Genomic DNA, 13,418 nt, shown 5'->3' with positions numbered 1-13,418 from the left:
CTCGACGATCTAGGGAGACCACACGTGAGCACCAACCGGCCGCAGTTCACCGAGCAGGATTTCCAGAAAGCCACCCGCAGCGAGCCCGACAAGGCGTGCGTCCGCGTGGCCCGTCGTGGCGACTGGGTCGAGCTGCGCGACGACAAGACCACTTTCGGTGCGACCGACGATCGCAGGCTCGTGTTCAGCGCCGAGGAGTTCGAGGCCTTCCTGGCTGAGGTGAGGGCCGCCGGGGAAGCGGGCTACTTGGGCGCTGTTCGAGCAGGCGAGTCCGGCGACATGTGCTTAGAGATCGTGAACAGCCGCGAGGACTACACTTTCCGTCGTAGCGGTGGGTCAATCGAACTGGCTTTCACCGACGTCGAGGTAGCTGCCTTCATCCATGGCGTCGTCCGAGGTGAATTCGACCAAGACACGGTGCGGACCGAAGTCGTATCCGTGTGACCTGCTTGTTCTTTCCGAGAGTTGCGTGGAGTTCCGTCGGCGTGCGTTACGCGAGCTGGAGTTCGTAGACGGCTCTGTGCTTGCCGGGTCCCTTGTAATTGGAGATCACCGAGATGCCGTTGACGGTGTGGTCGCCGGCGACGTTGGTGAATCCGCGCCGCGTCCAGGTCTGATGGGCGGGTGCGTTCTCGGGTTCGGATGTCAGATACAACCGTGAGCACCCGAAGCTGAGGGCAGCGTCCCGGACGGTGTTGAGCAGTGCGGTGGTGATGCCGCGGCGGCGGTGTTCGGGGTGGGTGACGACGTCTTGGATGTAGATGTCGTCGGGGTGGTCTTGGCTGCGGAAGGCGATGATCGCTCCCGTGAGTTCGTCACCATCGACGGCGACCGGGCAGGTGCCGGAGAACAGGTTGGCGTAGAGCCAGTAGTCGGATTCCGTTCGGGGACGGACGAAGGGCGTACCGAGTTCCATCAGATCGATGATGGCGGGGATGTCGTTCTGGTTGAGGGGCCGGGTTTTCATGCGTGCCTTCCGGTCTGATGGGCGAGTTCGACGATGTGGGCTGCGGCCGTGGTGGGGTCGACGGCGTCGGTCACGCTGCGGCCCACGATCAGGATGTCCCAGTCCGCGGTGGCGAGTTGCGCGTGGTCGGCGGCGCTGAACCCGCCACTGACGGCGACGGGCAACCGTGTCCAGGAGCGCAGCGTTTGCGCTGTTTCGAAAGCGGTGGCGCTACCGATGCCGACGTCGATGTTGGTGGTGATGGCGAATCCGTCTACTCCGGCGCGTTCCATGTCGATGACCCATTGCCTGGTCGTGTCGGTGGGAGCGTCGAGCAGAATCGGGATACCAAGACGTTGGCCTGCGTCTACTGCTGCGCTCACGCTGGCTGCGGTGGCCGGGCCGATGAGTAGGACGATGTCGGCGCCTGCCTCTGCTGCTAGCAGCACCTGGTCACGTCCCCAGTCCGCGGACATCATCTCGGCGACGATCGTTGCGTCCGGGACCGCCGTCTTGACCTGCTCGATCGCGCTGACGCCGGCTTCCTTGATCAGGGGGTCGCCAATCTCGACGAAGTCTGCACCGGCTTTGACCGCAGCCTGTGCGATTCCAATGGCCTGATCGACGTCGTGGACGTCGAGGGCGATCTGGACTGCGCGGGTGTCGCGAGTCCTGCGGAATCGCTCGTGATTCCGCAAGGAGTTCTCGCTTGCGCGCGGTTGGAGGGTCTCGGTGATCAGGTGTTCTGCTTCTTGACGTACGAGCCAGTGATCGCTGCGCTGCGCCCTTTGCCCGATAGCGCGAACGCGTGTCGCCGAGAGCCCTAGATGGCCGGTGCGGATTTCTCTGAGGATGGTCAGAAGTGCGCGGTGGTCATCACTTCGTCCGGGGCCGGTGTCGGTGCCGAGCAGGATGTGAATCCTGTGCCAGCTGGGTCGCACATGTTGAGGGCAGAGTTGCCAGCTGGGATCGGCGGAGGCGACGGCGGTCTGGACGAGTGTGTCGTCCGGATGATGAACAGCGCGTTGATCGAGGTTGCGGAGCAGGAGCTCACGGACGTGCCAATTGTCGTCGTGTAAGAGGGTGACGACGTGGCGCTGTGCTGCGGTTCCAGCCAGGCGAGTAACAGCGTGCGCCGCGGCGGCGCGGACCTTGTAATCGGGGTCTTGGACGAGCCGTTCGAGAACGTTGTGGGTAGAGGCATCCAGCGGAGCACGGTCGTCACTGATTCCCTCCGCGAGCGCGGCGCGGACCCGCCAGTTCGAGTGACCGAGAAACGCGTCCAGCCGCAGGATGTCCGTGGCGAGTGCGAAGAGGTAGAAGTGCCGTGCGATGAAGATCGCCTCGTCACCGACCGTCAGGTCTGTCGCGTCGACCAAGTCGCGGGACTCAGCGGTGCCGAAGGTGTGCTCGACGAACCTAGTGATGTCGGGCCACAACGCAGTGCCGAAGCGGCGTAGGAGGGAAACAAGCCAGGGAGCAAGTCCAGATCCGAGCGCCGTGGCAACGGATTGCCCGTGAAGTAGTGACCGGCACAAGTCGAGCGACGATTCACGCTCAGCCCGAAGCACAACTTGACGCAGCAATTCCGGGGTCGCGAACCTGCTGTCGTCGGCCGCGGCCATCAACAGTGGCAACGTCGTTTCCACTGCGGTGGCTGGTGCTGTGGCTAAGTACCCGAGCAAGTCGGGAGCAATGTTGTCGAGTCGTTGGAACACCAGCTCGATGATGTTCCGGGTGATACCTGAGGTGACCGCGTGCTTCGCCAGGTCGTTAAGCGTTCTCACGCTGGCGAGGCACCGGCCTTGAGCGTGCAGGTAATCGGCGATGGCTGTGCTGACGAAAAACTCGCGAAGTATGTCGTGGGTGAACTCGAACCGGCCGTTGCGCTCGCAAGCGATGTTCCTCGTGACATCCGCTGGCAGAGCCGCGTGGCGTGTCGCGTTCACGTGCGTGAGCCCGGGTGTCGCCTCGGGCATCGTGGCTGGAAGCTCCTCGCGGTACTGGCGGTAGGCCTGGTCGGTCAGCAGTGATCTGACGGCGACGGCGTCACTGTTTCCGGTGATCGTGCGAACGCACTGATCAAGAAGTGCGTACCCGTTGAGGTCGCCCTTCGGCGTCTGCAGCGAGGCGGTCAAGGCGAGCCGCAGGTAGACCGGTGTCAGGACAAGATTCTGAATGCCGCGGGGAAGCTGGTCGTACCGCGTCGTCTGTTCTGTTCGAGCCTGGTCCCACAGCGAGCGCGCTTCCGCCGGGGTCCACTGGGCAAGTTCAACGCTGTATCGAGCCGGCGGGCTTTTCGTCGGGGTGTAGATGCTTGCGTGCACCAGCGGGTACGCAGTCGTTTCAACGGCCAGCGGGGTCCGTACCGCAATCAGGAACCGCAGATGCTTGGTCGTGACTTGGCGGAGGATCGCTTCGACTTGGCGACCGATGAGCGCGAAATCGTGGTCGTTGCCGATGCCGTCGATGACCACAACACAGGGACGCGAAAGCCCTGCGCAAGTCTCTTCGAGGGCGAGTAGGGCGTCCTGGCCCCGAGGTATCGATGCGTAGCGGAGAACCTCGCTGGGCAGGTCGACGTGCTCGTCGGTCCACTCATTGACCGCGAAAAGCTGGAGATCCGCCTCGTTCGCGAGCTGGTCGGCGAGGTGGTGGGTCAGCTGTGTTTTCCCTGTTCCAGCGGGCCCGGCGAGAAGGAAGACTCGTGCGGCCGAGGACAGGAACGAACGGAACGCCCCGACTGTGCTCGTCGGCACGTAGTAGGGCAATGGGGATGCGACCTCGCTGAGCGAGCCGATGACGTGCCTGGTGCGTGTTGCCGATCCCACGCCCAGCTTGCCTGGGGAAATGGAGCATCGGCGGTCGAACCGCTCCCGGTGTTCGGCGGAAAGATTGTCGAGCGCACGATTGAGCACTTCTCGGGTCTCGTGATGCAGGCTGCCGTCACGGGTGGCCTTCTCCCAGTTCGCGACGGTGCTCTGGGCGAACCCGAGGTGCTCGGCGAAAGAACGTTGACTGAGGTGCTGGACCTCGCGCAGCACCTTGACTTCGTGCGGGCTCCACGTCAGATCGCGGGTCACGCAGGTTCCCTCCCAGCACGGCATTGCTGTGATCAGAGTATCGGGCCGGGGCGACTGATCAGAACCGATCACTTCCGGTGCGTCGCCGTCTTCCGGTCTGTTCCGCGTGACGGGCACGGTGAGGACGTGATCGTCACGAGTCGGCGATGCTCGTCTACCGGGGGATGTGCCCATGCCACAGCTGACAAGCGCTGAACGAACGTCGACCGATCCGAGTTTGCTCCGTCGTCTTGTATCGCAGCGAGGGCAAATCAATGACGCTCAGCTCGCCGTTTTGCTGCGGGAGGTGCAGTGGGAGATCGACTCGATGGCTTTCGATCTGCCGGCTGGTCGTGGCACTCCAGAGCGTCGTGCGCTTCTGGCGGATGTGTTGGTCAAGCTCGCTGACGTGCTCCGGCCACCACTGGTCATCTCCACTGAGACGAGCTCCTCGTCCACACCGTCCGGCACTGAGGTCCGCGGCTCGTGATGACCGCTCCTACGTCGAGGAGGGCTTCACGTAGTCCTCCTCGACGGTCCAGTTCACCATTCCAGCGAAAGGAAAGTGATGAGTTCTCCGGCAATTGAGCACATCAGCAGCACCGACACGAACGATTTTGACGCTGGAGGTGACCCCTTTGACCTCGACATCACTCTCATTGAGGGGACGCCTGCGGCCGAGACGGTGTTGATGTGCAGCACGGGGGACGGGTGTGGTTCCTCCTGCCCGAGTGCGTGCACGACCTCGTAGCCCTGCCGCAGTAGCGCTGTCCGGTTCTGGTTGGTCTGGCATCAAGGAGTTGGTGAGTGATGACGCGGTCGCGAGCGCGGTCGTATCGGCGTGCGGGCTCTGCGCTGCTACGCGCGGCGACCCACGTCAAAGCGCCACCGTTGCCTGAGTGGCCGGGACCGGGCGGCACGGTCGAGCAGTGGCAGGCCTGGATGGCGCCGGTGTGGGCCGACGCGGAGTTCCAGAATGCGGTGAGCAGCACGAGCCCGGATTTGGCGCATCGAGTGGAGGCGGTGTTGGCTGGCCAGTCGCTGGACGTGCGACGGGCTCGGCGAGCCGCTCTTGCACTCGCCCGCTTCGCCATCCGGTATGGACATCGGTCCACACCGTTCGGTCTGTTCGCAGGGGTTGCGCGCTGTGAGTTCGGTGAGACCGCCCAGGCGCGGTTCGGCGACGCCCACGAGATCGTCGCTCGATCCGCGCCGCGCGCGGTGGCTGCTCGCATCGCTTCGTGTGAATCCGACGCTGCGCTGATCGCGACAGTCGAAGTGCGGGTCAACCCGTTGGCGCAGGTGCGCGCCGACCGTGTCTACGTTCCCGCCGAAGGTGCCTCGGAGTTCTCGCTGGCGGTGACTCCCGCTGTGGCGGCGGTGCTGGATGCAGCCCAAGCTCCGATCAGCCATGAGGTGTTGCTGGGCAAGCTCGCCGCCGAATTCCCAGACACCGCGCCTGAACGGCGGTCCTCGCTGGTAGCCGAATTGCTGCGGGTGGGGCTACTGCGCTCGGCACTACGGGCTCCGGCCACCGTCGTTGACCCCGCCAGCGTTCTGCCCGCTGACGAGATCTCGCTCGGGAGTGAGCCTGCTGGGAAGGATGCGTGCGATGTCCGGCTGGACGCGGATGTGCGTCTGCCAGAGGCGGTGGGGGTTGAGGTGGAGACCGCGGCGACTGTGCTGGCGCGTCTTGCCCGGCATCCGCAGGGCACACCGGCTTGGTGTGACTACATTGAGCGCTTCGCCGACCGGTGGGGCGAGGGCGTCGAGATCAGCCTGGAGCACGTCATCGACCCTGACCGCGGACTGGGGCTTCCCGCGGGTTTCGGATCAGTCGCTGAGCCTCCGAGGACGATGACGAGACGCGACCGACTGCTACTGGAACTTGCTGGGTCCGCGTCGCTCGAAGGTCGCCGGGAGGTGCAGGTCACCAGCGCGATGCTCGAGGAACTCGAAGCCGCCGCAGGACCGCCGCCGACCACCTCGGCACCCCATTTCGAAGTGTGCACACAGGTACAGGCCCGTTCACGGGACGCGTTGCAGCGAGGCGGTTTCCGGCTACGCGTGCAGACGGTGTCGCGAGCGGCTGGGTCGATGACCGGCCGGTTCTGGCACCTCCTGCCGGAGGCGGCTGGATACCCCGCCGATCTCCCGACTGTCACAGCTGGAGCCAAGGTCGCGCAGTTGTCGTTTCACTCGTGCCGAAGCGATGCCGATTTGCTCACCCGTGCGCCCCAGGTCCTGCCCGACGTCCTCAGCGTCGGCGAGTTCCGCGGCAGCGACGAGACGGTTCTGCGCCCGGCCGATCTTGTCGTCGGCCTTTCCGACGGGCACCTGTATCTCGCGGTCGCTGCAACCGGACAGCGAATCGAACCGGTGGCACCGACCGCGATCAACTTCGTGTGGAACAACTACACCCCACCGATCGCCCGGTTCCTCGCCGAGCTCAGCCGAGCCGCCACGCCACGGGTGACGTGGTTCGACTGGGGCGCGGCGTTCACGCTGCCGTTCACCCCGGCCTTGCGGTACCGACGCAGCATCCTCACCGCTGCCCGGTGGCTACTGCGCCCCAGCGCGCTACCCGAATCGAAGGCATCGACCGCTCAGTGGACGGATGCGCTGCACGCCTGGCGGAAGCGAGCCGGGGTAGGCGAGCGAGTGCTGCTGGCCGCTGACGATCAGCACCTCCCGCTCGATCTCAGCCGAGATATGGATCGGGACCTGTTGCGTACCCATCTACGGACTTCGCCGGTTGCTGTCCTGCACGACGCTCCGCCCGAGGACGCCGATGGCTGGATCGATGGCCGCGCACACAGCATCGTCGTGCCCGTGAGGTCGAACCGATGACCTCACCCCGGACTCAGGCGTTGTCCGAAGACGCCCTAGGAATGGCCCTGCTGCCGATCGAGCGTGGCGACCTCAAGCACGCGCGTCGATTGCTCCGGCAGGCGATCGACGGCGGGGTTAGCGCCGGTGCGAATGCGTCCCTGTTCCACGGTGCCCCCGCCCTGGAATTCGTGCTCGGCCGCGCCGGCCGGACCGAGCCAGGGGTTCATGAGGCGGTCGATCGACTCGTGGCCACCCGCCTGGCCTCCACCGTCCGACGGCGAGAAGGCCGACGTCAACCGAGCTTGGCGGAATTCGACCTCATCCGAGGCCTCACCGGACTCGGCGCACTGCTCCTCGCTCGCCCACAGCCCTCGCCACTTCTGACCGAGGTATTGGCGTATCTGGTGTCTCTGGCCCACCCGGTCCCCCCGGGCGAGTTCGCCGACGGCGCCGAGCTACCTGGGTGGTGGTCGCTCGAGACGCTCGGACACGATGCCGCCGTGCCCGGTGGCCACAGCAACCACGGCGTTGCACACGGCATCGCCGGGCCACTGGCGCTGCTGGCCCTCGCCGCCCGGCACGGAGTCCCTCCTCCCGGCGGTGATGAGGCGATCAAGGTGTTCGCTGACTGGTTGCGCCGTTTCGGCGGTTACTACTGGATGACCCGTGACCAGCTCGCCGAACCCAAATGCGCACCCGGCTCGGTACCGGCGCGGCCATCCTGGTGCTACGGGGCGCTCGGGATCGCCCGCAGCCTGCAGCTGGCCGCACACGCCACCGGCGACCAGCCGGCACGCCACGCCGCGGAGGAGATCGCCCTGGCTGCCCTCGCCGACTCCGCAAGCACCAGCCTGGTCACCGACGCATCCCTGTGTCACGGATGGGCTGGGCTGCTGACGGTCACCCGCGCGCTCGCCGCCGACTCCACCCATCCGACGCGCTTCGCCGACCACATCGAGCACCTCAAGGGCCGGCTGGCAGACGAGCTGGACACCCTCGACAAGCCCGGCTTCCTCGAAGGCCGCACCGGCGCGCTCCTCGCGACCGAGGGCTCCGACCGGACCGGCTGGACCCGAGCACTGCTGATCACATAACCCGACTCTCCCCACATGAGCTGAACAGGAGCGAGGAAGACACCGATGACCTGGAACGACGAGGACCTGCTGACGACGAACGATCAGGGACCGTGGTGGCAAGCGACCATCGCTTTCCCCGATCCCAGCGGGATCAGCCCTGAGGCCGCAACTGCCCTGGCCGCCGGGTTGGAAGGGCAGCGGTTCCACTTCCTGCGCAAGGAAGGCAAGCTCCGGCTCCGCTTCGAAAAGCCCGCCGCCGATGTTCTCGACCGGCTTGTCGCCGACCAGCACGCGACCGGCTGGGTGCCCGGAATCTATGAGCCGGAGGTCGAGGCTTTCGGTGGCGCGGAAGGCATGGCGATCGCCCACGAGCTGTTCTGCGCCGACAGCCCGGCAGCGCTGGCCGCCACCGGCGATTCGCGTAACCGCGAACGCTGCATCCTGCTGCTGTCCACGCTCCACCGAGCCGCAGGGCTGGATCCCTTCGAGATCGGTGATGTCTGGTCCCGCCTCGCCGCGCTCCGACCAGTGATCCCTCCACCTGATGAGCACGCACAGGGGCCGCAGCTTGCTGCGATGCGGCGCCTGATGCACGCCGACGCCGCTCAACGCGAGACCACCGAAAACCGCTGGTCCGAGCGAGTTGCCGCCTTCGCGGCAGCCGGGAGCGCGCTCGCCGACCTCGCGTCTACCGGGCGATTGACCCGAGGCCTGCGGGCTGTGCTGGCTCACCACGCGATCTTCGCTTTCAACCGCGCAGGAACCCCACCTGCCGACCAGGCCGCCGTCGCATGGCTCGCCCAGCACACCACCTTCGGCACCGATGTCTCGACCACCGTGTCGCACTCGGAGACGCCCTCGCCGGCCCCTAACCTTCCGCGGATGAACAACATGATCACCACCGACCCCGCGGAGCTCCGCGAGGAGTTCGTGACCCGCCTGACCGCATCCGGGCATCTGCACAGCCAGGACATCATCGACGCGTTCCGTGCCGTCGAACGCCACACCTTCGTTCCCGACGCTGACCTGGCCTCCGCCTATGGCGAGGGCACCGTCTCCGTCAAAGACGCCCCCGACGACGGCGAGACGCTCTCCTGCATCTCCGCCCCGTCGATCGTGGCGACGCAACTCGAACAGCTCGCCCCGCAACCTGGCCACCGCGTCCTAGAAGCCGGTGCTGCGACCGGCTACAACGCCGCCCTGCTGGGGCGACTCGTCGGACCCGGCGGGCATGTCTGGACCGTCGACGTCGACGAAGACCTGGTCGCAGGGGCATCGACCAACCTGGCGTCCGTCGGAATCGAGAACGTGACCGTCTTGCTGGGCGATGGAGCGGCCGGGTTGGCCGACCAGGCGCCATTTGACCGGATCCAGTTCACCGTCGGAGCCGGCGACATTCCCACCCATGTTCTGGATCAGCTCGCCCCCGGCGGCCGGCTGGTGATTCCCATGCGCATCCGTGGATCGATCTCGCGGTCGTTCGCCTTCGAGCGCGAAGCCAACGGCCTGACGTGGAAGACGGTCTCCTGCGAGATGGCCACGTTCATTCCGCTGCGCAAAGGCGTCGCCGACGACATCCGCACCGTCGTCCACCACGACGGGCCCGGCGACGTTCACTTGGAGACCTACACCGAGCAGGAAGTTGATCGGGAAGCGATGCGCAGCATCCTCGATCAACCCTCGCACAAGATCTACACCGGCATGAGGCTCCGCCAGGGCTTCTCCTGGGAATGGGTCTACCTGCACCTCGCCTGCACACTGACCAACGGCTTGTCCCGCATGCCCGGACAGCGCCCAGGCTTCACACCGCATTTCGCATGGGGCTCCATGGCCGCGCTCGACGGCGACAGCCTCGCCTACCTCACCATCCGCGAAGGCGATGACGAGGATGGCCGTTATTGGGAGCCCGGCGTCATCGGCCACGGACCCCGTGCCACCGAACTCGCCAACCAGGTCGCCACCGAGTTCGCCACCTGGGCACGCGAACGAGGCAACGACGCCCCCGAACCCGGTTTCCGGATGGCCACCGACGCCCACCGCGACCTCCTCGAAGCCGCCGACCCCCGGTTCGTCATCGACAAACCCCACAGCCGACTGGTCATCGACTGGCGATGACCGTGGCCCCAGCCGTGAACCCCGCACTCGCCGAACAGATCCCCCTGGTGCGCCGACCCAAACCACTCGGGCTACCCCTGGAGAAGCGGATCGCGGAGCTCACCGAGCTGACCGACTGGCCCGCTGGCGCGGACCACCACCAACAGGTGGCCCGCGCCAGCGGCGTCATCAACGTCGCCGCCCTCATCGCCTCCGACATCGGGCTCGCCGGCCTCGCTGAAGACCTCTGCTGGCGTCTGCACAGGATCTTCACCGAGCCGCGGGACCTCACCCCCGATGCGGCGGTGATGGCGCTGATGCCGCTGACCAACATCGCACGCCTGCTCATCCGCGAAGGCCAGCCCACCGAGGCCTACGAACTGCTCCAACGTCTCTATCGTGCAGCCCGCCAACGCGAGGTGGCCACGATCCGCGGCCGGAACGTCGACCTCTCGACCTGGATCTGCACCCGTGAGCACCACCGCCGGGTTTGTACGGATCTGTGGAGCACGCTGCTGATCGATGGCGCCCGCGCCCTGGCGCGCGCCGGCTGCTGGACTCGCGCTGCCGAGACGATCGCCGCCCATCGTGGCATCGGAACCCGGCTACTCGACGGCCGCCAAATCCAGATCATGTCGCTGCTGGAACAAGACCTCCACCTGCAGGCGAGAGCCCTGATCGACTCCACCGTGCCCACCGAAACCTGGGAAACAGCCGTCGGAAACCTCCTGCGACTGTCCTGCACACAGGCCAGGCCATCAGTCCCTCACGACGAAATCGAATCCGCAGTGGACACGACACTTGCACTGATGAACGACACAGAGCCCAGCACCGCAGCGTTCCGAGTCCGCCTGGGTCTGACCGCGCTGGGCCTGGCCGGTGACCGCTCCACCACCACCATCACGCAGTTGCGACGGGCGGTCATCGCCGCTGCGCCCAACGACGCCTACGCCGCACGTGATGCGCTACGGAACCAGGCACTGTGCGCCCACCTCACCACAGACCAGGAACACGAACTCACCGCCGTGCTCGCCAGCTCAGGGCTCGGCCGACGAGCCCTGACTGGAGATCAAGCCCACGACTTGACCGCCGCGGTCCATCGTGCGGAGGAGCATTTGCGGACGGTGCTCACGTAGTGATGTCTCAGACTCGGTTGTTCGGTATGCGACAGCACGTCGATTGTCGGTGTCGTCCGGCACTGTTGAACGCAGGCGTCGATCACGACGCGCGGGTGCACGAGAAATCGCGCGTTGATCGCCGCGCTTCCGTCAAGACAGCCGTGGGGGACGTTTGGCCGCTTGGAGGTGGAGCGATGCGGGTTGTTGGGGCGATCGGCCGTGCCTGAGTGACATTCCTTCGAGTTCCGTTGCCGAGAACTGTCCGGAGAAGGGGTTACATGCTGGGGAGCAGGAACGGACATCGACGCACATCTGGGTCGCCGGAGGGCGCGCTGATCGGCGTTGAGGACTTGGAACCGCCTCGGTGGGCGGATGTGGATCAGAAGGTCGCGGGCGCGGGTTTGTGGGAGACGGTCCGCGAGCTGCCGATGGCGACGAGACTGGTGGTGGGGCTGTCGTTTCGGGCGTCGCCCGGCAGGACCGTGCTGGCGGGTGTGGTCCAGTTGGCTTCGGGCTGTGCATCGGCGCTCGGTCTGTTCGCCACGGCCGGGGTATTGACGCAGCTGTTGACTGCGGGGCCTACGCCGGAGCGGGTGGTGGCGTCGCTGCCCGCGATCGCCGCTGTCGTGGGCGCTTTCGCCTTGCGCGGTTTGCTGGACAGCGCGGTGTCGGCGGTGCAAGGGGTGTTGATGCCGTTGGTGCGCCGCGCGGCCCAGGATCGGCTCAACTCGGCGGTCGCTGAGGTGGAGTTGTTGGCGTGGGAGGATTCCGACTTCCAGGAACTGGCCCGGCAAGGCGGCTATCAAGGTGTTCAGGCCGTGGAGTCGAGCGTGCGCAGCATCGCCTCGATCTCCTCGGCACTGGTGTCGCTGGCTGCGGCGATGATCACGGCCGCACTGCTCAATCCCTGGTTGCTACCGGCGCTTCTGGTCCCCACGGCAGCCGAGGCGTGGGCGTCGATGCGCGCGGCAAAGCAGGGATATGTGAACTTCCTGAGCCTGGTGACCCGCCGGTTGCGGCTGCACGTCGTTGAGAACCTGCTCGTCGCGCGCGATGTGGGCACCGAACGCACCGCGTTGAACCTGCAGGAACCGCTGCTGACCGAGCACCGCCGTATCGCTGATCAGGTCACTGAGGAGGCGATCCGCGCCGAACACCGGCAGACCTGGACGCGGTTGATCGGACGCACTCTGGCCGGCACAGGCACCGGTCTGGCCTACGGCGTGCTCGGCGTCCTTCTCTTCACCGGTGCGATGCCGCTGGCCATCGCCGGCGCCGCGGTCATCGCGATGCGGGCTGCGGCGAGTTCGCTGTCGACCACGATGGTGTCGGTCAATCGCCTCTACGAGCACTCGTTCTACCTGCGGTTCTACACCCAGCTGCTCGCCGAGTCGCGGCGACGCCGCAGGCCTGCGAGTGGTGTGGCTGCTCCTTGCAACCCGGAGACCATTCGGTTGGAGAACGTGTCATTTACCTATCCCGACGCCGACGAGCCGGCGCTGGTTGAAATCGACCTGACCTTCCATCGCGGCGAGGTCGTGGCGCTGGTCGGGGAGAACGGATCCGGCAAGACTACGCTGGGAAAACTCATCACCGGGTTGTATCCACCGACTGAGGGTCGAGTGCTGTGGGACGAGGTGGACCTGGCCGCCGCGGATCTCCACGGCGTGTACGAGCAGGTCGCTCTGATCGACCAGGATCCCGCGCGGTGGCCCATGACCGCCGACACCAACATCCGCATCGGAAACCTCGAGGCCCCGCAGCCCTACGGCGGCACCTGGGAGACCGCGTTGCGCGAGTCGGGTGCCGATGAAGTCCTGGCCAAGCTCCCGAAAGGGCCGGGCACGGTCCTGTCACGGCAGTTCCGGGGAGGCCATGAGCTCTCCGGCGGCTCGTGGCAACGGCTCAGCGTGGGCCGCGGTATCTTCCGCGATCACGCCGCGGTGCTGATCGCCGACGAACCCACAGCCGCGCTCGACGCGAAAGCCGAAGCCCGCGTGTTCGCCGGCCTGCAACGCGCGACCCAGGGATCCCGTGACGATGCCCATCGCACCACGGTCCTCGTAACGCACAGACTGGCCAACATCCGCCACGCCCACCGCATCGTCGTCATGGATGCAGGCCGCGTCGCCGAGTCCGGCACCCACGAAGAACTGATGGAAGCCAACGGCCTGTACCGAGAACTATTCACCATCCAGGCCCGCGCCTACGCAACCGAACCCGGTTGCCGCACATGCCGCACCGCGCCAAGCCGACAATGACCAGGGCGCTTCCGCGTCTAGCGGTGCGG

9 protein-coding genes are annotated in these 13,418 nt (G+C 66.2%); 7 read left to right on the top strand and 2 right to left on the bottom strand.

Annotation, left to right across the window (positions count from 1 at the left end; translation table 11 throughout):
• Positions 1-24: 24 nt before the first annotated feature.
• Positions 25-444 carry a DUF397 domain-containing protein gene (locus tag V1457_RS16590; protein WP_338595454.1) on the top strand — a complete coding sequence of 140 codons (420 nt, stop codon included), beginning with the start codon at positions 25-27 and terminating at the stop codon, positions 442-444.
• 46 nt (positions 445-490) lie between these two features.
• On the opposite strand, the gene V1457_RS16585 is transcribed toward V1457_RS16590, so the two are convergent.
• Positions 491-967: a GNAT family N-acetyltransferase gene (locus V1457_RS16585; protein WP_338595452.1), complete on the bottom strand. Its 477-nt coding sequence runs from the start codon at positions 965-967 to the stop codon at positions 491-493.
• Positions 964-4,029: an orotidine 5'-phosphate decarboxylase / HUMPS family protein gene (locus V1457_RS16580; protein ID WP_338595450.1), complete on the bottom strand. Its 3,066-nt coding sequence runs from the start codon at positions 4,027-4,029 to the stop codon at positions 964-966. The genes V1457_RS16585 and V1457_RS16580 overlap by 4 nt, the downstream gene beginning before the upstream one ends.
• A 547-nt stretch (positions 4,030-4,576) precedes the next feature.
• On the opposite strand from V1457_RS16580, the gene V1457_RS30625 reads away from it, so the two are divergent.
• The 6 genes from V1457_RS30625 to V1457_RS16555 all read left to right on the top strand — a co-directional run bounded on the left by V1457_RS30625 (position 4,577) and on the right by V1457_RS16555 (position 13,389).
• Positions 4,577-4,759: an FxLD family lanthipeptide gene (locus V1457_RS30625; protein WP_407074694.1), complete on the top strand. Its 183-nt coding sequence runs from the start codon at positions 4,577-4,579 to the stop codon at positions 4,757-4,759.
• Between the two features lie 140 nt (positions 4,760-4,899).
• Entirely contained in the window at positions 4,900-6,858 is a 1,959-nt protein-coding gene (locus V1457_RS16575) for a lantibiotic dehydratase family protein (RefSeq protein ID WP_338595448.1), read from the top strand.
• 41 nt (positions 6,859-6,899) lie between these two features.
• Positions 6,900-7,934 (top strand): lanthionine synthetase LanC family protein, encoded by a 1,035-nt coding sequence (locus tag V1457_RS16570; RefSeq protein ID WP_338595446.1) that lies wholly within the window; start codon positions 6,900-6,902, stop codon positions 7,932-7,934.
• A 45-nt stretch (positions 7,935-7,979) separates the two neighbouring features.
• Positions 7,980-10,031, top strand: coding sequence for a methyltransferase, FxLD system (gene fxlM, locus V1457_RS16565; RefSeq protein ID WP_338595444.1), 2,052 nt, complete (start codon positions 7,980-7,982; stop codon positions 10,029-10,031).
• Positions 10,028-11,146 carry a hypothetical protein gene (locus tag V1457_RS16560; RefSeq protein ID WP_338595442.1) on the top strand — a complete coding sequence of 373 codons (1,119 nt, stop codon included), beginning with the start codon at positions 10,028-10,030 and terminating at the stop codon, positions 11,144-11,146. The genes fxlM and V1457_RS16560 overlap by 4 nt, the downstream gene beginning before the upstream one ends.
• 356 nt (positions 11,147-11,502) lie before the next feature.
• Entirely contained in the window at positions 11,503-13,389 is a 1,887-nt protein-coding gene (locus V1457_RS16555; protein ID WP_338595440.1) for an ABC transporter ATP-binding protein, read from the top strand.
• The last annotated feature ends 29 nt before the right edge of the window (positions 13,390-13,418 follow it).

It is taken from the genome of Saccharopolyspora sp. SCSIO 74807 (assembly GCF_037023755.1).
Taxonomy (GTDB): Bacteria; Actinomycetota; Actinomycetes; order Mycobacteriales; family Pseudonocardiaceae; genus Saccharopolyspora_C; species Saccharopolyspora_C galaxeae.
Note: the sequence above shows the minus strand (reverse complement) of the source record. Positions and strands in the feature narration are given on the sequence as shown.